Source organism: Natrinema salsiterrestre, from assembly GCF_029502005.1.
Taxonomy (GTDB): domain Archaea; phylum Halobacteriota; class Halobacteria; order Halobacteriales; family Natrialbaceae; genus Natrinema; species Natrinema salsiterrestre.
In genome coordinates, this window is record NZ_JAMQOT010000001.1 from 928,591 (window position 1) to 947,351 (window position 18,761).

The 18,761-nt window shown below is 65.2% G+C and carries 20 protein-coding genes; 16 read left to right on the forward strand and 4 right to left on the reverse strand.

Annotated features, from left to right (window positions below):
* The first annotated feature begins 25 nt into the window (after window positions 1–25).
* From NDI89_RS04635 to NDI89_RS04650, 4 genes are all read left to right on the forward strand, one after another.
* Window positions 26–817 carry an electron transfer flavoprotein subunit beta/FixA family protein gene (locus tag NDI89_RS04635; protein WP_277520336.1) on the forward strand — a complete coding sequence of 264 codons (792 nt, stop codon included), beginning with the start codon at window positions 26–28 and terminating at the stop codon, window positions 815–817.
* Entirely contained in the window at window positions 814–1,770 is a 957-nt protein-coding gene (locus NDI89_RS04640) for an electron transfer flavoprotein subunit alpha/FixB family protein (RefSeq protein WP_277520337.1), read from the forward strand. Before NDI89_RS04635 ends, NDI89_RS04640 begins: the two co-directional genes overlap by 4 nt.
* A gap of 184 nt (window positions 1,771–1,954) precedes the next feature.
* Window positions 1,955–3,808 carry a hypothetical protein gene (locus NDI89_RS04645; RefSeq protein ID WP_277520338.1) on the forward strand — a complete coding sequence of 618 codons (1,854 nt, stop codon included), beginning with the start codon at window positions 1,955–1,957 and terminating at the stop codon, window positions 3,806–3,808.
* Window positions 3,809–3,872: 64 nt separating this feature from the next.
* The gene (locus NDI89_RS04650; RefSeq protein WP_277520339.1) at window positions 3,873–4,715 is read left to right on the forward strand and encodes a polyprenyl synthetase family protein; all 843 of its coding nucleotides are present in this window, start codon (window positions 3,873–3,875) and stop codon (window positions 4,713–4,715) included.
* Window positions 4,716–4,723: 8 nt separating this feature from the next.
* Here the strand turns inward: NDI89_RS04650 and NDI89_RS04655 are convergent, their stop codons facing one another.
* Together NDI89_RS04655 and NDI89_RS04660 are read right to left on the reverse strand one after the other, a co-directional pair.
* Window positions 4,724–5,839, reverse strand: coding sequence for a DUF373 family protein (locus tag NDI89_RS04655; protein ID WP_277520340.1), 1,116 nt, complete (start codon window positions 5,837–5,839; stop codon window positions 4,724–4,726).
* Between the two features lie 135 nt (window positions 5,840–5,974).
* Window positions 5,975–7,906, reverse strand: a complete 1,932-nt coding sequence (locus NDI89_RS04660; protein WP_277520341.1) for a PAS domain S-box protein — start codon at window positions 7,904–7,906, stop codon at window positions 5,975–5,977.
* Window positions 7,907–8,034: 128 nt separating this feature from the next.
* Here NDI89_RS04660 and NDI89_RS04665 point away from each other — a divergent pair, with 128 nt between their 5' ends.
* The 4 genes from NDI89_RS04665 (at window position 8,035) to NDI89_RS04680 (ending at window position 9,800) form a co-directional block, all read left to right on the forward strand.
* Window positions 8,035–9,030, forward strand: a complete 996-nt coding sequence (locus tag NDI89_RS04665) for a radical SAM protein (protein WP_277520342.1) — start codon at window positions 8,035–8,037, stop codon at window positions 9,028–9,030.
* Between the two features lie 178 nt (window positions 9,031–9,208).
* A complete protein-coding gene (locus NDI89_RS04670) occupies window positions 9,209–9,361 on the forward strand; it encodes a hypothetical protein (protein ID WP_277520343.1) in 153 nt (50 codons plus the stop codon).
* Between the two features lie 36 nt (window positions 9,362–9,397).
* Complete coding sequence (locus NDI89_RS04675; protein WP_277520344.1) at window positions 9,398–9,541, forward strand: hypothetical protein; 144 nt, start codon at window positions 9,398–9,400, stop codon at window positions 9,539–9,541.
* A gap of 40 nt (window positions 9,542–9,581) precedes the next feature.
* Window positions 9,582–9,800 carry a hypothetical protein gene (locus tag NDI89_RS04680; protein WP_277520345.1) on the forward strand — a complete coding sequence of 73 codons (219 nt, stop codon included), beginning with the start codon at window positions 9,582–9,584 and terminating at the stop codon, window positions 9,798–9,800.
* Between the two features lie 53 nt (window positions 9,801–9,853).
* Here the strand turns inward: NDI89_RS04680 and NDI89_RS04685 are convergent, their stop codons facing one another.
* Entirely contained in the window at window positions 9,854–11,158 is a 1,305-nt protein-coding gene (locus NDI89_RS04685; RefSeq protein WP_277520346.1) for a helix-turn-helix transcriptional regulator, read from the reverse strand.
* A gap of 169 nt (window positions 11,159–11,327) precedes the next feature.
* Between NDI89_RS04685 and NDI89_RS04690 the strand changes: the two genes are divergently transcribed.
* Together NDI89_RS04690 and NDI89_RS04695 are read left to right on the forward strand one after the other, a co-directional pair.
* On the forward strand, window positions 11,328–12,551 hold the full coding sequence (locus NDI89_RS04690) for a DUF7096 domain-containing protein (RefSeq protein WP_277520347.1): 1,224 nt from the start codon (window positions 11,328–11,330) through the stop codon (window positions 12,549–12,551).
* Between the two features lie 149 nt (window positions 12,552–12,700).
* The gene (locus NDI89_RS04695; protein ID WP_277520348.1) at window positions 12,701–13,168 is read left to right on the forward strand and encodes a type IV pilin domain-containing protein; all 468 of its coding nucleotides are present in this window, start codon (window positions 12,701–12,703) and stop codon (window positions 13,166–13,168) included.
* Window positions 13,169–13,173: 5 nt separating this feature from the next.
* Here NDI89_RS04695 and NDI89_RS04700 read toward each other — a convergent pair whose 3' ends face one another.
* Window positions 13,174–13,797: a methyltransferase domain-containing protein gene (locus NDI89_RS04700; protein WP_277520349.1), complete on the reverse strand. Its 624-nt coding sequence runs from the start codon at window positions 13,795–13,797 to the stop codon at window positions 13,174–13,176.
* 158 nt (window positions 13,798–13,955) lie between these two features.
* On the opposite strand from NDI89_RS04700, the gene ahaH reads away from it, so the two are divergent.
* The 6 genes from ahaH to NDI89_RS04730 are packed head-to-tail and all read left to right on the forward strand — an operon-like array spanning window position 13,956 to window position 18,761.
* Window positions 13,956–14,288 carry an ATP synthase archaeal subunit H gene (ahaH, locus tag NDI89_RS04705; RefSeq protein ID WP_226004452.1) on the forward strand — a complete coding sequence of 111 codons (333 nt, stop codon included), beginning with the start codon at window positions 13,956–13,958 and terminating at the stop codon, window positions 14,286–14,288.
* Window positions 14,275–16,512: a V-type ATP synthase subunit I gene (locus NDI89_RS04710; RefSeq protein WP_277520350.1), complete on the forward strand. Its 2,238-nt coding sequence runs from the start codon at window positions 14,275–14,277 to the stop codon at window positions 16,510–16,512. The genes ahaH and NDI89_RS04710 overlap by 14 nt, the downstream gene beginning before the upstream one ends.
* Window positions 16,513–16,521: 9 nt before the next feature.
* Window positions 16,522–16,779, forward strand: coding sequence for a hypothetical protein (locus tag NDI89_RS04715; RefSeq protein WP_277520351.1), 258 nt, complete (start codon window positions 16,522–16,524; stop codon window positions 16,777–16,779).
* 22 nt (window positions 16,780–16,801) lie between these two features.
* The gene (locus tag NDI89_RS04720) at window positions 16,802–17,383 is read left to right on the forward strand and encodes a V-type ATP synthase subunit E (RefSeq protein WP_277520352.1); all 582 of its coding nucleotides are present in this window, start codon (window positions 16,802–16,804) and stop codon (window positions 17,381–17,383) included.
* On the forward strand, window positions 17,380–18,432 hold the full coding sequence (locus tag NDI89_RS04725; protein WP_277520353.1) for a V-type ATP synthase subunit C: 1,053 nt from the start codon (window positions 17,380–17,382) through the stop codon (window positions 18,430–18,432). Before NDI89_RS04720 ends, NDI89_RS04725 begins: the two co-directional genes overlap by 4 nt.
* Window positions 18,429–18,761, forward strand: a complete 333-nt coding sequence (locus tag NDI89_RS04730; RefSeq protein WP_226004457.1) for a V-type ATP synthase subunit F — start codon at window positions 18,429–18,431, stop codon at window positions 18,759–18,761. Before NDI89_RS04725 ends, NDI89_RS04730 begins: the two co-directional genes overlap by 4 nt.

Here is an 18,761-nt window from a genome sequence, read left to right on the forward strand (position 1 = left end):
GGTATGGACGTAGCAGTGTAAGATGATGAAAATTCTCGTTACGGTCAAAGAGGTGGCGACCGTCGAAGACGAGTTCGAAATCGAGGGAACGGACATAGCCGATCAGTACCTCGGGGCCGATCTCAACGAGTGGGACGACTACGCGATCGAAGAGGCTGTCCAGCTCCAAGAGGACGGCATCGCCGACGAGGTCGTGACGGTTACCATTGGACCGGAAGAGTGCGAACAGACCATCCGGCAGGCGCTCGCGAAGGGTGCCGACCGCGCCGTCCGCGTCTGGGACGACGCGCTCGAGGACGTCGACCTCCTCGACGTCAACGCCAAGACGGAGATCCTGAGCGCAGTCGTCGAGGAAGAGGACCCAGATCTCGTCCTCTCGGGCGTCCAGGCCGGCGACGACAGCTTCGCCGCGACCGGCGTCTCCGTGGCCGAGAACCTCGGCTTCCAGTGGGGTGCCGTCGTCAATCACCTCGAGCACGATCTCGACGACGGGATCGCGTCCGTGCGACGCGAGCTCGAGGGGGGCGTCGAGGAGCTGACGGACATCGAGCTGCCGGCCGTCCTGACGATCCAGACGGGTATCAACGAGCCCCGATACGCCAGCCTGCGCGGTATTCGGCAGGCCCAGCGGAAAGAGCTCGACGTCAAAGCGCTCGCCGACATCGGCGTCGACGAGAGCACGATCGAGACCGAACTCGAGCTGACGGACATGTACGAGCCCGAAAGCGAGACCGACGCGACGTTCTGGGAGGGCAGCGCCGAGGAGACGGCCTCCGAGCTGGGTGAACTGCTCCGCGACAAGGGGGTGGCACAATGACGGACGTCCTCGCGGTCGCGGACCACCGACGCGGCGAACTCCGCGACGTCAGCTACGAGATCATCACCGCCGGTCGCCGGCTCGCCGACGAGACCGGCGGCGACCTCCACCTCGCGGTTATCAGCGGCACCGTCGACGACTTCGCAGAGAAGCTCAACCGCGACGGCGTCGACGCGATCCACACCGTCTCCCACGGCGAGGAGTTCAACCACGACGTCTACACGCAGGCGATCACGCAGCTCTACGACGAACTCGCCCCGCAGTACGTGCTGACGCCCAACAGCGTCAACGGGCTCGACTACGCGCCCGCGATCGCCAACCAGCTCGACCTGCCCGTCGTCACCGACACGATCGATCTCGACAACGACGGCGAGACGCTCGTCGCGACCCGCGAGATGTACGGCGGCAAGGTCGAGACGACCAACCAGCTCGAGGGCGACGCGGTCGTTACGATCCGCGGTGCCGAGTGGCCGGCTGCCGAAGGGACCGGCGACGCCGCGATCGAGGCCTTCGACGCGGAGATCGACGAGGACGCGATCGGCTCGACGGTCAACGGCTTCGAGGAAGTCGGCGGCGGCGACGTCGACATCAGCGAGGCCGAGCTCCTCGTCTCGATCGGCCGCGGGATCGAAGAAGAAGAGAACCTCGACCTGATCCGCGATCTGGCGGACGCGCTGGGCGCGACGCTGTCGTCCTCGCGACCGATCGTCGACAACGGCTGGCTGCCGAAGAACCGGCAGGTCGGCCAGTCCGGGAAGGTCGTGACGCCGGACGTCTACATCGCGATCGGTATCTCCGGCGCAGTCCAGCACGTCGCCGGCATGAAGGGCTCCGATACGATCGTCGCGATCAACACGGACCCCAACGCGCCGATCATGGACATCGCGGACTACGCGATCGTCGACGACCTCTTCGATGTCGTGCCGGAACTGATCGAAGAGTTCGAAGGCTAAGTAGCGGTACCGCGAGCGCCTGTGGCGCTCGTGTTGTGTCTATATTTTTGCGCCAGCGTGAGAAATCGCCGTCCCTACCGGGATCGCGAATGCCGCTTGGACACGATCGGATCGCTGCCGTCATTCTAATATCTTGACAAACGATCAGTAAAATCCAAATAGCTTCGAATTAATTATGCGAAGAATGCGAACTGGAACCGATGTGAAACTGACGATGCGTATCGGATTCGGGGGGGAGCGCGGCAGTCGGCGAGTCGTCGTCCGATCCTCACGCGCGACGACGGTCGATGCTGGGGTCTCGCCGGACCGGATCGTGGAACGCGACCGGTCGCGGCCGGACGATAGCTCCCCGGCAGGCGAACCCGGTTCACGACGGGTGATGACCGACGGCGGAACCGTTTCGGACGCCAAAGCGGATCACCGAGTCGGAGACCGGGTCGACGATCTCGAGGCCGAAATCGCCAGCGCCGAGGAGACGCTCGAATCGCTCGAGGACCGACTCGCCGACCGAGCCAGTCGGGAGTACGTCGACGCCCAGCTGGACGCGCTCACCGCCGTCATCGAGGACGTCGATAGCTCGGTCGAGGACCTCGAAACGGCGCTCGAGGAGACGGGCGACGACGCGGCCGACGTCGACGCGGCGGCCGTCGACGCCCTCGAGGCCGACGTCGAGGCGCTGTCGGAGGAGTTCGACTGGCTCGAGGAGCAGGTCTCCGAACGGCCGAAACGGGAGGCGGTCGACACCCAGCTGAACGCGCTCACGGCCGTGGTCGACACGGTCGACGACTCCGTGCAGGAGCTCGAGACCGAACTCCGATCGCTCTCCGAGACCGTCGAGTCGATCGAGGCGTCGGAGTCGTCGACGGCCGCCGACCTCGAGCGCGATCTCGAGTCGCTGGCGAGCGATGTCGAATCGCTGTCGGCGGAACTCGAGGCGGTCGCCGAGACTGCAGTCGACGAGTCGGATCTGCAAGCGGCGACGGAGGGGCTGGCCGACGCGGACCGCCTCCGGGAGCTCGAGGAGGCCGTTCCGATGATCACCCAGACGGTCGACAACCTCGAAACGGCGGTTACGGCCCGCCTCGAACGGCTCGACGAATACGGCGGCGGGGCGTCGGACGAGGCCGTCGACGCCCTCGAGAATCGCGTCCGGACGCGCTTCGAGGAGATCGACGGCGAGCTGTCGACCCTCGACGCGGAGCTCGCGGAGGTTCGCGAGACGGTCCCCGAACTGGAACGGTCGGTCGAGTCGACGGACGAGACCGTCCGTGCCGTCAGAGGGGAGCTTCGGGAAGAGGTCGGATCGATCCGCGAGGAGTTCGAGGGAGTACGGGAGCGGATCGATGCGGTCGAAACTCGGGTCACCGAAGTCCCCGACGACGCCGCGGATGCGGACCGCGTCGAGGGTCTCGCGGAGATGATCGCCGACCTCCGTCAGAGCCTCGAGACGCTCGAGGAAGACGCCGCCACCGCGGAGTCGGTGACGACGCTGCAGGCGGAGCTGGCTCGGACTCGCCGGCGGCTCGAGGCTATGGAAGGGACGGTCGAGGACGTCGAAGCCACCGGCGAAGAGACGGTCGCGGACGTCGAGGAGACGGTCGAGACGCTGGAACCCGCCGTCGCGAAACTCCGGACGGACGTCGACGCCAATCGAGAACAGCTGGAACGGCTCACGACGACCGTCGAGACGGTCGAGTCGGACACCGAGCTCGAGGCGACCGTCGAGGACGTCGAATCGACCGTCGACGAGATCGAGGCGCGGGTCGACGGAATCAACGGGAAGCTCGAGTCGGACCTCAAGACCCTCCACCTGGAGATCGACGACCTCCGGGAGCAGGTTCGGACGGACGAGGAGAGCCTCCTCAAGCGAATGGTGAAAGACGACGTCTTCGGGCTGGTGACGGTCGCGTTCGTGGCCATCAGTGCGATCGGCGCGTCGATGGCGTTCTTCGACGGGCAGCTCGCCTTCGCCGCCGTCTTCGCTGCCATCCCGATCGTGACCGTTCTGGGCGCCCGCGTTCTCTCCCAGCGATCGTGACTGACTCGAGTGCGAGGACGGTCGATCCGTTACGTACTTTTCGCCCCTCTCCTAAACCCCTGCAATGGAACTGCTGGAGCGCCGGCGGGCGCTGATCGAGGAGCGTCTCGTCGAGGTCGTCGATGGGGTCGAACCCGAGACGCTCAGCGAGGAGGTTCGCCACGTCGCGCTCTCGGGCGGGAAGCGCGTCCGACCGATGGTAACGCTGTTGGCCTGCGAGACGGTCGGCGGCCGGGCCGAGGACGCGGTCGAGTTCGGGGTCGGTATCGAGCTCGTTCACGCAGCGTCGCTGGTCGTCGACGACATCATCGATCGCTCGGAGCTGCGACGCGGGACGACCAGCGCCTGGGCCGAGTTCGGTCACGGCCCGGCGATCATCACCAGCGACGGATTGCTCGGCGAGGCATTCGCCCTCTTTTCGGCCGATCCGAACGCGACCCGCGTCGTCGCCGAGGCGATGGTCGAACTCGGCATCGGCGAAGCGACCGAGCTGTCGGCCGAGCCCACGAACGAGGAGGAGTACATGACGCTGGCACGCCGCAAGACCGGGGCGCTGTTCCGTGCCGCGGCCGAGCTCGGGGCGATCGCGGCCGAGTCGGACCCCGTCACCGTCGAGGCGCTGGGCGAGTACGCCGAACGGGTCGGCGTGGCCTTCCAGATCAGGGACGACGTGTTAGACGCCGTCGCCGACCCCGAGGAGCTCGGTAAACCCACCGGCAACGATGCCGCCCTCGAGCGGCCGTCGGTCGTGCAGGTGACCGATCTCACGCCGGAGGAGGCCAACGCCTCCGCCCGGCAGGAAGCCGACCGCGCGATCGACGCCTTAGACCGGGTCGACGTCGCGGACCCGGAGGCGAGAGACTACCTGCTCGAGCTGGCGGAGTTCGTCGTCGAGCGCGAGCGATAGGCGGCGGGTCAGACCCGTCCGGCCTGTCGCGATCCATCGTCCCGGTCCGTATCCGAAAAGCGCGACTCGGCGACGGCGAAGGTGAGCGTACTCACGATCCCGAGCAGCGTCCCCGCCGTCAGCGCCGCAGCGAGATAGGCGATCTCGACGTAATCGAGGAAGAACGCGCTCACCGCGTGGAGGACGATGGCGATCGACAGCACGTAGAACGGCGCGTTGAGGTACCGCCACTCGAGCGAGCCGGCGATGTACTCGTCGGTGATCTGCCCGAGGCTGGTGGTGAGGCCCGCGGCGGCGAACCAGTGGATCGAACCGTAGACGAGCGCAGCGAGCATCACGGGCACGTCGAGTTCGACGGCGGTCGTTCGCTGGACCGTCTCGAGCGTCTCGACGCCGCTGACGCCGCCGAGCACGAACAGGGCTGCGGCGACGACGTACGCGAGTAGCGTCGTTCGACCGGCGTACAGCGACCGGCGGGCCCGTTCGACGGCCTCGTCCAGTCGATCGCCGAGCCCCAGCCCGCGCGAGATGAGATAGAAGCCGAGCAGCGCCGACGTCGTCCCCAGGACGAATCCGGGCATGTTGAGCACCGACCCGATCAGCGCGAGCGGATAGATCAACAGGAGGATGCCGAGCGGAATGAGGACCGTCCCTCGGGTCTCGGGGTCGTCCAGCACCTGCTTGATGGTGTAGTACATCGACTCGAGGTTCTGGGCCTGTCGGACGACGACCCGCCGGACGCCGTCGATGGGAACGCGCGAGCGGATGATCGGAATGACGGACTCGTCCTGTGCGCCGTCGGTGACGACGAGCGTCGTGACGTCCTCCGCCGTCGAGAGGCTCGCGAGGACGGTGTCGACCTCGTCGCCGACTTCCCGGTTGGCGCTGACGTCGCCCTCGTCGTTGCCGGTCACGACGGCGACCTCGACGCTTTCGTCTCGTTCGTCGAGATCGTCGTAGATGTTTAACCCCTGAAAAATGACGTTGACGTCGGAGTCCTCCGGGTCCGCGGTCGCGAGCGCGACGGCCGCCTCCTCGACGGGATCGCGACCGATGACCGGCGTCGAAAAGCCGGTCTTCCGACCGAGATCGTCGTCGAGGTCGACACAGAGGACCAGCAGCATCGATCGGACGTTCGAGCGCGGGGTATTTCCATCTTCTGGGGTCGAAAGAATGCGGGCGAAGCCCCGAGTCCGAGATGGGATATCGAGTCGGCCGGCGACGCGACGGAATCGCCGCGGAAACCGAGGATTGCAGGGTTACTCGAGGTCAGTCTCGTCCGCGTCGACGGACACGCCGCGGATTTCGAAGCGCGCGCCGCCGTCTCGGCTCTCGCCTGCACTGACCTCCCAGCCGTGGGCCTCGGCGATCTGTTCGACGATCGCCAGCCCGAAGCCGGTCCCCTCCGGCGACGTCGTGTAGCCGAACTCGAACAGCGACTCCCGGTCGTCGGGCAGTCCCAGGCCCGAATCAGCGACGTAAAACCCCCTCGAGCGTGTCGGGTCGCCGGTCGATCCCTGCTCCCGGTCGACCGCGCCGATCGTGACGGTCAACGCACCGGTTTCGCCGCCTTCGGCGTCGACGGGGTCTCGCCCGGCCGGGTCCGAATCGGTCCGTGACTCGGGACCCGTCGAACCGTGTTCGACGGCATTGCGGCACAGGTTCTCGAGCAGTTCCCGGATTCGGGCCTCGTCGGCGTAGATTCTGACGTCGGTATCGACCTCGAGCCGGGCATCGCCGGTGTCGACGGTCGACCACGCTTCCCGGGCCACCGAGGCGAGCGAGACCCACTCCCGATCGCCGATCGTCTTCCCCTGACGAGCCAGCCGGAGGAGTCCGTCGACCAGTTCCTCCATCCGCGAGAGCGACCACCGCAGTTCGTCGACGTGTTGGCTGTCGACCTGCTCGTCGAGCATGTCGAGGTGCCCCTGTGCGACGTTCAGCGGGTTCCGGAGGTCGTGACTGACGAGGCTGGCGAACTCCTCCAAGCGCTCGTTCTGCCGCTCGAGTTCGTCTCGGTAGTGCTGTTGCTGCGTAATGTCGCGAAGCGCGTGGACCGTCCCGGCGAACTCGCCGTCCTCGAGCGGAAGGAGTTTGGTGTGAACGTCGTAGATCCGCTCGTCTCCCTCGGCGGACCGAAACTGAATGTTGTACGTCGCCAGCTCGCGGTCGTTGTTCGAGGAGAGGAGCGCCCGGACGTCGTCGATGTACCGGTCGATCGCCGCCTCCTGATAGTACCCGCGCTCGACGAGTGTCGGAAATTCGAGCCCGAGCAGGTCGTCTCTCTCTTCCTCGAACTCGGACGCGTACTCCTCGTTCATCCAGACGATAGTGGCGTCAGCGTCGAGCACGAACAGGCCGAAAGGAGCCGTCTCGAGGATCGTTTCGTACTGTGAGAGCTCGCGTTCGCGCTCCTTGCGCCGGGTAATCTCCCGAACGACGCCGACCGAACCGTCGAGCTCGCCGTCGTCGGTGAGCAGCGGCGTGACGCTCGTCTCGCAGATCTTCCGGCCACCGTCCTCGACCTCGAACGCGGACTCGAAGCTCGATGCGGTGGTCGGGTCCGACTCGAGCGACTCCCTGAGCGCAGCGGTCGCACGCTCGAACGTCTCGTCGGTAACGAACCGTTCGATGTTCGATCCGACCAGCCGGTCGCGATCGCGGCCCAGACGGTCGACCAGCGCGTCGTTGACCAGCGCGATCGAGCCGGTCTCGTCGAGCAGATACATCGGATCGGCGACGTTCTCGACCAGTTTCCGGTACCGTTCGAGGCGACGGTCGGCCGCCGCTCGAGCGCGTTCCGCGCGACGTTTCTCGACGGCCTGTCTGATCCGGTGTGCCAGTATTTCGTACTGAACCGTCCCGCGTCGCTTCTGTAGGTAGTCCGTGACGCCGGCCTCGATGGCTTCCCGTGCGATCTCCGAGGGGTCCGTGCCGGTGACCAGGAGAAACGGGATCGCCGGATCGCGGTCTCGAACGACATCGAGGAACTCGAGTCCGTCCATCTCGGGCATGTCGTAGTCGCTAACGATGCAGTCGATATCGCTGCCGTCCAGAACCGCCAGCCCCTCGCGACCGCTGCCGGCGGTCGTCACGTCGAGGCCCTCGTCCGTTCGCTCGAGAACTGTCGCTTCCAGTTCGCAGACGCTCGGGTCGTCGTCGACGCACAGGACGTGAATCCCCGATCCCATCGGATACGCTACGTTCTAACTCCACAGTATAATAATATGTGGCTACGAGTCGGTTGGCAGCGATCGCCACACATGGACCGCGTCAGTTTCGGACTGCTTTTGAGGCTCCGGTGGGTACGTTCCCTCGAATGATCTCGAAGGGCTGTGAGCAGTGCGCGAAAGGTGGCAAGATGGTGCTGTTCGTCTACGGATACTGCGACCAGCGCGACTGCTTTTACTGCCCGCTCGGCGAGAACCGCAAGAACGTCACCGACGTCTACGCCAACGAACGGCTCGTCGAGAGCGACGAGGACGTCCTCACCGAGGCCCACCGGATGGAGGCGCTCGGCACGTCCATCACCGGCGGCGAGCCCCAGGAAGCGCTGGGTCGGACCTGTCACTACCTCGAGCTCCTGAAAGACGAGTTCGGCGAGGACCACCACACGCACCTCTACACCGGCATCACCGGCGGCCGCGAGAACATGCGCCGCCTCTCCGAGGCCGGTCTCGACGAGATTCGCTTCCACCCGCCGTACGAACAGTGGGGCGACCTCCACGGCACCGAGTGGGAGGAGATCCTCCACATCGCCCGCGAGGAAGGACTAACTCCCGCCTTCGAAATCCCCGGCATCCGCGCCGAGGAGGAGTTCCTCGAGTTCCTCGACGAGGGCGCGGCGGAGTTCTGCAACGTCAACGAGTTCGAGATGAGCGACGGGAACTACCGCCGGATGCAGGAACAGGGGTACGAACTCAAGGAAGACCACATGAGCGCCGTCGACGGCTCCCGCGAGGAGATCCTCGACGTCATGGGCGACCACGAGAAGGTCTACTTCTGTACCTCCGTGTTCAAGGACGCGGCCCAGCACCGCCGCCGCCTGAAGCGGATGGCCCGGAACATCCGCCGCGAGTTCGACGACGTCACCGACGACGGAACCCTCGTCTACGGCAAGACCCACGCCGATCCCGCGGAGTTCGACGCCCTCGGCGTCCCCGAGGAGTTCTACACCGTCAAGACCGACCACGTCGAGGTCGCCTGGTGGCTCCTCGAGGAGATGATCGAGGACGGCGACCTCGAGGACGGCGAAATCGTCGAGCAGTACCCGACGTACGACGGCCAAGTCGTCGAGCGAACGCCGTTAGCGTAAGGACCGCGAGCGAACGAAGTGAGTGAGCGGCTTTTTGGTGGAGATTTTTCGAGGAGGGTGAGTAGCGCGAACCCGACGAGAAAAAGGTCCACGTGGCAGGTCGTCGAGCGGACGCCGCTAGCGTAAGGACCGCGAGCGCTGCGCGGTTCGGAACGAGCGAAGCGAGTGAGAACCGCGAATGCGAATAGCGAGGGACGCAGAGCGTCCCTCGGACCATGCGAGCGGGCCGTCGGCCCGCGAGCAGACGGGGAACGAAGTGACCCGTGAGCGAACGGAAGCGCGGCGCTACGCGTCGCGGGAAGACGAGCGGCCCGCGGCCGCGAGTCAGTGAGTGAGCGGGTTTTTTCGTCGAGATTTTTCGAGGAGGGTGAACGCAGTGAACCCGCCGTGTAACGACTGTGGCTCGATGAACCCGTCAGCGACCGAAGCGGCCAGCGATCCCGCGGAAATCGACGAGCGAGGGTCCTGGCAGATCGTCCGGGACGGCAATCGAGAGATCACCGGACTGTGAGTGTTCGCCACCCTCGTCGGTTCGGTGACGCTGCTCGCGGGTGCGTCGCTACCTGGTACTGTCCGGGATAGTCAACGGGAACCTGTCTGTCGGGGGCTGGATCGTCGGGTTCACTCTTCTCTTCGCGGGCGTCCTGGCGACTCCGGTCGTTCGCCGGCGACTCGAGAGCCGGTTCGAAGTCTACCCCTCCTCGCGGACGGTCCTCGAGCTATACGTGGCGCTCGTCGGCGGCGGTTTTGCGATCGCAACGATCCTCTGAACCGACGCCGACGCCGCAGGAACTGAGAGGGGCAGGAGAACACCGGCCGTCGGTCACTCCACTTCGGTCGGATCGACGCCCGGCAGCGTGATGAGGTTCTCGCGGCCGATCCGGAGCTTCTCGATCTCGTCGTCGTCGTCCATCTTCGAGAGGAGCTGTGAGACCTTGGCGTTCGACCAGCCGGTCTCCGAGACGATCGAGGCCTGTTTCATCCGCCCGCCGTTTCGCTTGAGCAGGCGGTGGACGCGCTCCTCGTCGCTCAACAGCTCCGGGTCGATCTCGTCGTCGACGGACTCCTCGAACTCGAGGCTCGTCCCCGGCCCGAGATCATCGGACGCTGGCGACTCGGCCGTCGAGACTGCGTCGGAGCCGCCGTTTCCGTCGGCCGTTGCGGTCCCGTGCCCGTCTCCGGGACTGTTCGAACGGCCGGGCAACGTCGCGTTCTCGAGGACCGACAACCGATCGGACGGAATCGGAACGCCGACGTCTATATCACGACGCGTGAGCAGGTACGCGATCCCACCGAGGAGGATCACGAGGGCGAGAACTGACGCGATCAGCCACCCGGCTCCGGGAAGGAAGAAGGGGCCGCCAGCACCCTCGAGAATCGAGATCTGGAGTCCGTTCTCGCCGAATTCGTGGGGACCGTCCCAGACGAGTGCGCCGTTCTCCGTGCTCGTCGGCGCATCGACGAACCCGTAGTTCGACGGGGGTTCGATAACCAGGCGCTGCCCGCTACTCAACGTCCGGAACAACGTCCCGTCGGACGTTTGGAGGGCGTCGCCGACGTGAATTCGCTCGCCGTCGACGGTGGCGAAGTTCGTCCACGTAAACGAGTAGGAGATGATCCCGACTCGATACGGCTCTTCATCGACTGATCGGTCCGCGTCGGTCTCGACGGTCTCGATCCGGGGGTCGTCCCACGCTGCGTTCTCGATCGACATATTGCGGCCGGTCGACTCGGACGCGAGAGCCGCGTACCGTTCGAACAGCTGGGGATCGTACCCGGCGTCTCGTTGCCCCGAGACGACCGAATCGGCGTACTCGTCGAACGTTTCGGCATCGTCGTCGTCCGTCACGCGGAACCGACTCTCGACCGTCCATTCCGCGTTCCCGGTATCGGTGATCCGAATCCTGATCACCTGCCAGGTGTCGGGACGGTCGAGCGGCGGTGGTGCGGTCGACGAGGCCGAAACGGACTGAGACTGCGCGGGGGCTGTGGAGAGCGATGAGGGTCCTGGGGCTGGCCGCTCGATAGTCGCCGGGGCCGATGCCGACGGCGTAGCGGCCACTGCCCCCATCGTGGTTGTCGCGAGGAGGGCTGCGAGGGCGAGTGTGGCGGCAGTGGACATCCGCATGCGTATCAACGGGTGGTTTCCCGGGGGAAAAAACACTTTCCATCGGAAAATAAAACGTTACTGGGGGCGTTGAAAGCCCTCATTCGCCGTAAGGGAGTCGCTACGATCGGTCTCCGGTCACCGTCGACAGACGACCGGTTTTTGTATCAAGAGCCCGTACGGAACCCCGATGACTAACGCGACCCCCGCTCTCCTCGCGGTACTTCTCGTCCTGTCCCTGCCCGCGATACCGCTCGTCGGGGCAGGTCCCGACGACGGGAGTATCGACGGCTCCGAGGCGGCCCTCCTCCAGGACACCGCCTCGGGAACGGAGCCGACGGCGGTCGACAATACGACCAACAGGCTCCAGCTTACCGGAGACGTCAGAAGCGAGTACACCGAGTACGGACCGAATCTCGGAACGGCGCTCGCGAGCGCCGACGATCACCTTCGAGCCGACCACGATCAGTACACCATCGTCGACAGCGAGTTCGACGGTGCAACCGCCGAGGAACGAGCGGCGATGATCCAGACGGCCTACGAGCGCCTCGCGGAGCGAGCGGACGAACTCGAGCGACGCGAGCGCGAGGCCGTCAGCGCACACGCGGCCGGCGACCGCTCGTCGACCGAGCTCCTCCAGACGCTGGTGCGAAATCACAACGAGGCGGCGATGCTGTCCCGCGACCTCGAGACGCTGGAGGATCGGGCGGCCAGCGTCCCGGGATACTCGCTGTCGGCGAGCGAGGTGCGTGCCGATCACAAGGCCCTGGACTACCACCAGACCTCCCTTCGGACGACCCTCGAGCGACTGTCCGAACGACCGACGAGTACCCACCGCGATATCGTCGTCTCGACCTCCGAGACCGGATACAGCGTCGCGGTCATGGACGGGAGTCAGTACGTCGTCGAAACGAGTCGGTTCGATAACCGCGACGAGACCGCACCTGACCGCTTCGAAAACGGCGAAGCGTACGATCATACGGCCGAGCTCTACCCGTGGGCGAGCGAATACGGCCCCCACTTCCAGGACAACAGCCCCGACTACTACTGGGCGGAGATGGGACACGATCACGGTCGCCTCGAGTTCTACTTCGACAGCGGAACGGGAGACGTCTACCGCGAAATGCAGCAGCTGTCCGCGTCGTCCCTTCCCGCGATGGACGCCACCTCGTGGCCCCGCGACGAACTCAACCTGACGGTCACCGAGACGCCGGCGAACGGGCCGGCCAAAATCACAGTCACTGATCCGGAGACCGGAGATCCCGTCCGATCGACCGTTACGGTCGACGGCGTCGAACTCGGTGAGACCGGCGAAGACGGCACCATGTGGATCGCACAACCGGTCGGAACGTACGACCTGACAGTGTCGACCGAAGCGGGGAGCGTGAACGCGACGATAACGGGCGACCAGTGACCGTCGGATCCGGACCAGTCCGTCGCAGGTAGCAGTTCGATTCGAACGGCGAGTTCCGCGGGCCCCCGAGCCGTGATTTATACCGGAAGCCGAGGCCACCGTGTAGCGTGCACGGAAAGCGAACCTCCCGGTACCAGCGGATATCGGCGGTGAGCGATCGACGCGGCGTCAGTCCGATACTCGGCGTCCTCTTGCTGCTGGCGCTCACCGTCTGTCTCGCGACCGTCGTCGCCGTCGGGCTCGGCGGGTGGTCGCCAGAGTCCGCCGGTCCGAACGCGACCTTCGAGCTGTCGGCCGACGCCGACGGGTCGTCGATCGCGCTCGAGCACGTCGCGGGCGATCCGATCGACGTCGAGGCGCTGTCCGTGACGATCGCGATAAACGGGACGGAGCTATCGGCTCAACCCCCGGTTCCGTTCGTGGGTGCGAGCGGGTTTCGTGGCACACCGGACGGGCCGTTCAACGCGAGAACCGAGTCGGAATGGACTCCCGGAGAGGAAGCCGGCGTTTCGGTCGCCGAGACGAATACGCCGACGCTCGAGGCTGGCGATTCGGTTACCGTGACGCTCGTCGTCGACGGCCGACGGATCGCCGAACTCGAGACGACGGCGACGTAACAACCCTATTCCGGTGCGCGCCCGATCGTCGTGATCGCGACGTCGGGGTCGTACGACGGGCCCATGAACGCGTGTTTCACATCCTCGAAGCCGGCGGTTTTGAACATCCGATCGGCCTCGTACTCATCGTAGAAGAGCATGATCGAGTCGGCTACCAACTGGCTGACGACGTTGTCGGGATAGTTCGGTCCGACGACGAGTACTTGCCCGCCGGGTTTGAGAACGCGGCGAAATTCGCGGAGCGCGAGGATCGGATTCGGCCAGTATTCGATCGATCCCGACGACCAGACGACGTCGAACGTGTCCGTCGCGAACGGGAGTCGTTCGGCGTCGCCGCGATGGAAATTGACCGGCGGCGCGCGTTTACCGAACTTCTCGTAGGCCTGTTCGAGCTGGTGTTCGCTCTGGTCGAGGGCGTAGACTTCGTCGACGTGCTCCAGGAGCCCCTCCGTGGCGAAGCCGGTGCCACAGCCGACGTCGAGAACCGTCATGTCGTCCTCGATATCGAGCAGGGAGAGCGCCTCGGTTCGCATGTCCTCGGTCCAGATGAAGGGATTCACCTGATCGTAGACCCGTGAGAGGTACTTGTAGAACAGTCGGGCACGGGCCTTGTTCTCGAGAAGTCCCATTAGTGAGGAGTTTCGGTCCGATCGGCATATGTCTGCTGTTCCCGACGGAAGAAACCGGAGAGTAATCGATTATTATCGGCCCCACGGGACCGAATCGCGCTGAGCCACTTTCGCAACTACCATATACGCGCTCTGGCAAACGTTCGATTGCTTAGAGTATGCCGAGGCCAGAGGTTCTCGAACGAATTAAGTCGGCGGAGGACGAGGCCGACGAGATCGTCGCATTGGCAGAGAACGACCGCGACGAGCGAATAGCCGAGGCCCGGGAACGTGCCGAGGAGATTCGCACGGAAGCGGAACAGGAGGCGCAGGAGCTGAAAGAGCGCCGCCTGGAGGAAGCTCGCGAGGAGATCGACGCGGAATGCGAGCAGGTCCTCGAAGCAGGCGAACAGGAGCGCGAGGAACTCGCCGAGCGCGCCCGGAAACGGGTCGGCGACGTGACGGACCACGTCGTCGAACTGTTCCAGGAGGACGTCCATGCTCAGACCTGAGCGAATGAGCAAGGTCTCGGTGACCGGATCCAGGGGCGTCATGCCCACGGTCATCGAGACGGTTCACGAGCTCAGTCTGGTGCATCTCTCGGACTACGACGGCTCCTGGGAGGGGTTCGACAACGGCAACCCGATGGCGGGTGCCGATCGCGCCTCCGAGAAGCTGGTGACCGTTCGCGCCCTCGAGAGCACCCTCGAGCTGTCGGCCGACGAGGCCGAGCCGGGGACGCTCGAGGACGACTGGGAAGACCGGCTCGAGGAGATCCGAACGCGGGTCAACGACCTCGACGACCGCCGCGGGGAGATCAACGACGAACTGCGGCAAGTCAACGAGAAGATCGACCGCGTGGCTCCCTTCGCGGAGCTCGGTATCGACCTCGACCTGCTGTCGGGGTACGAGACGGTCGACGTGCTCGTCGGTGAGGGGCCCCTCGACGAGGTCGAGGCGGCCGTCGGCGCGTCCGACGATATTCGGGCCTTCGAGACGTTCACCGGCGGCGACGTCGTGGCCGTCGTGGCCGCGCCCGCCGAGGACGCCGACGAGGATCCGATCGACGACGCCCTGGTCGGCGTCGAGTTCACCCGCTACGAGGTGCCCGACACCGAACAGAGCCCGGCGGCGTACGTCGACGAACTCGAGAGCCGACAGCAGGAACTCGAGTCCGAGATCGACGAGATCGACGCGGAACTCGCGGAGATCAAGCGAGCGGAAGCGAGCTTCCTCCTGCGCGTCGAAGAGGAGCTGACGATCGACGTCCAGCAGGCGGAAGCGCCGCTGCAGTTCGCGACGACCGAACACGCGTTCGTCGCGGAGGGCTGGATCCCGACCGCCGAGTACGACCGGCTCGTCGCCACGCTGCGCGACGCCGTCGGCGACAGCGTCGAGGTCGAAGAGCTCGAGCGGGCGGACTACGACCGCCACGGGGCACACTCCCACACGGAAGACGTACAGGAAGGTGCGCCCGCGGCGGCCGACGAGGACGACGAAGCGGCCGCGGATGCGGACGAACAGAAACAGAAGGCCGTCACGGACGGCGGCTCGACGGTGACGATGGACGACGAGCCGCCGGTGATTCAGGACAATCCGTCGATCACCAAGCCCTTCGAGTTGCTGGTGCAGGCGGTCAACCGACCGAAGTACAGCGAGCTGGATCCGACGATCTTCCTGTTCCTGACGTTCCCGCTGTTCTTCGGGTTCATGATCGGCGACGCCGGATACGGGCTCATATACGTGGCCATCGGTGCGTACATGGCCACGCAGTTCGACAGCGAGGGCGTCACCAGTCTCGGCGGCGTCGCGATCTGGGCGGGCCTGTTCACGATCCTCTTCGGGATCATCTACGGCGAGATATTCGGACTCCACGTGCTCGGAGAGTTCCTCTGGCACGGCGTGTTCGACTCCAGCCTGCTCCCGCTCAACAAGGGGCTCGAACCCGGAGCTAAAGCGTTCGCGCTGGGCTGGATGGTGATCAGCGTGCTGGCCGGGATATTCCACCTCAACATCGGATACATCCTGGACTTCTACGAGAATCTCAGCCACGGTGTCAAGGACGCCCTCTTCCACAGCGGGTCGTGGATCCTGATGATCAACGGGATCTGGGTCTGGATCTTCTCGGCCCAGGCGGAGGGCTCGAAGCCGGACTTCCTGTTCACCACGTTCGCCAGCGACGGGCCGTTCCCGATCGGCTTCACCGGGTTCCCGGAGTGGGGACTCGTCACGATTCCGGGAATCGACTTCCTGCTGACGGCCCCACTGCTCGTCTTCCTGATCGGGTTCGTCATGCTCGGCATTAGCGATCCCGTCGAACTCGTCGAATCGCTCGACGTCGTCGTCAACGTCTTCTCGTACACCCGGATGGGCGCAGTGTTACTCGCGAAGGCCGGGATGGCCTTCGTCGTCAACCTGCTGTTCTTCGGGGCGTACCAGGATCCAGACGGCGCGTTCCACTTCCTTCGGAGTCACGATTCGAGCTGGGTCGCCACGGAGTACGGTGGGGAAGCCGAAGTCATCTTCGGCGGACTCATGCACTCCGGTACCGCGGCCCTGCTCGGAGGACTTGTTATTCTCGTCGTCGGGCACATCGTCGTGTTAGTGCTTGGCGTGACAAGCGCCGGCTTACAGGCTGTGCGCCTCGAGTACGTCGAATTCTTTAACAAGTTTTATGAAGGCGGTGGGGAGAACTACGAACCGTTCGGAACCGATCGAAACCACACTGAGGACTAACCAAATACAATGATTGAATTCGCAGACCTCGTACTTCAGAACGGCGGAACAGTCGAAGCAGCGCCTACACTCAACGACGCCGGTGCCGCGGCAATCGCAGTCGGTCTCGCCGCGCTCGCAGCGGGATACGCCGAACGTGGTATCGGCGCAGCCGCCGTCGGCGCGATCGCCGAGGACGACGACATGTTCGTCCCGGGCCTGATCATGACCGTCCTTCCGGAGACGCTCGTGATCCTCGCTCTGGTCGTCGTCTTCATCGTCGGATAACCACACCCCCTTTCTCTCACCAATGAGTTTGGACACAGTCGTAGAAGACATTCGAGAAGAAGCCCACGCGCGTGCGGAGGACATCCGCTCAGAGGGCGAGACGCGCGCCGAGGAGATCGAATCGGCAGCCGAGGCCGACGCCGAAGAGATCCTCGCCGACGCGGAGGCCGAGGTCGAGCGCGAAATCGACCAGCTCCGCGAACAGCGCCTCTCCAGTGCGAAGCTGGAGGCGAAACAACAGCGCCTGGAGGCCCGCCGCGACGTGCTCGGGGACGTCCGCGAGGCCGTCGAGGACGAACTCGCTGACCTCGAAGGCGACACCCGCGAGGAACTCACTCGAGACCTGCTCGAGGCCGCGAGCGGCGAGTTCGACGAGGGCGACGACGTCTCCGTCTACGGTCGAAGCGACGATCAGGAGCTGCTCGAGTCGATCCTCGAGGACTATGACGGCTACGAGTACGCGGGCGAGGTCGACTGTCTCGGCGGCGTCGTCGTCGAGAGCGACCAGTCCCGCGTCCGAGTCAACAACACGTTCGACTCGGTGCTCGAGGACGTATGGGAGGACAACCTTCAGGCGATCAGCAACCGACTCTTCGAGCAATGAGTGCAGGCGCCTCGAATCCGGAATACGTCAACGCTCGCGTGCGGTCGCGCCGAGCCTCGCTGTTCTCGGACGAAGACTACCGCAAGCTGATCCGGATGGGGCCGAGCGAGATCGCGCGGTTCATGGAGGAGACGGAGTACGAACGCGAGATCAACGAGCTCGGCACGCGGTTTTCGGGCGTCGACCTCATCGAGTACGCGCTCAACCGCAACCTCGCGAAGCACTTCGACGACCTGCTCGACTGGTCGCAGGGGCGACTCTACGACCTGATCGCTCGCTACCTGCGGAAGTTCGACGTCTGGAACCTGAAGACGATCATCCGCGGGATCTACACCGACACCGACCCCGAGGCCATCCAGACCGACCTCATCCGCGCCGGCGAACTCGAGGAGCGGACGATCGACCGGCTGCTCGAGGCCGACACGATCGAGGATGTCGTCGAGATGCTGTACAACACGAGCTACTACGAGCCGCTGACGGTCGCCTACGAGGAGTTCGAGGAGACCGGCGCGCTCGTTCCCCTCGAGAACGCGCTCGACCGGGAGTTCTACGAGAACCTGCTCGCGGACCTCGGCCGGCCTCAGGAGGGCCCCGAGGCGAAGTACGTCGAGTTCCTCGAGGCCGAAATCGACTTCCGGAACGCCCGGAACGCGTTGCGGCTCGCACGCAGCGGCGCCGACCTCGATCCGGCGACCTATTACATCGACGGCGGCGTCCTGTTCGACGCTGCCGATCTCAACCGGCTCGTCGGCGACTACGACGCGCTCGTCGATCACATCGCCGACAGCAGGCGGTACGGCGACCGACTCTCGAGTGCGCTCGGTCGGCTGCGCGATGCTGACAGCCTTATCCAGTTCGAGCACGCACTAGACGCTGCGTTGCTCGAGTACGCCGACACGCTCTCGAGCATCTATCCGGCCTCGGTCTCGGCCGTCCTCTCGTACATCCTCGCAAAAGAGCGCGAGGTCGAGAACATCCGCGCCATCGCGCGCGGTCGCGAGGTCGGACTCGCAGAGAACGAGATCGAAGAGGAGCTGGTGATCCTATGAGCCAGGAAATCGCAGTCGTCGGCAGTCCGGAGTTTACCACCGGCTTTCGCCTCGCCGGCGTCCGCCGGTTCGAGAACGTGCCGGACGACGAGAAAGACGACCGGCTGGACGACGCTGCAACCGCAGCCCTCGAGGACGAGGGCGTCGGGATCGTCGTCATGCACGACGAGGATCTCGAGCACCTGTCGCGCAACGTGCGTCAGGAAGTCGAGACGAGCGTCGAGCCGGTCGTTGTCACGATCGGCAGCGGAACCGGTGGCGGCGGGCTGCGCGACCAGATCAAACGCGCGATCGGGATCGACCTGATGGACGAGGACGAAGACAGCTAA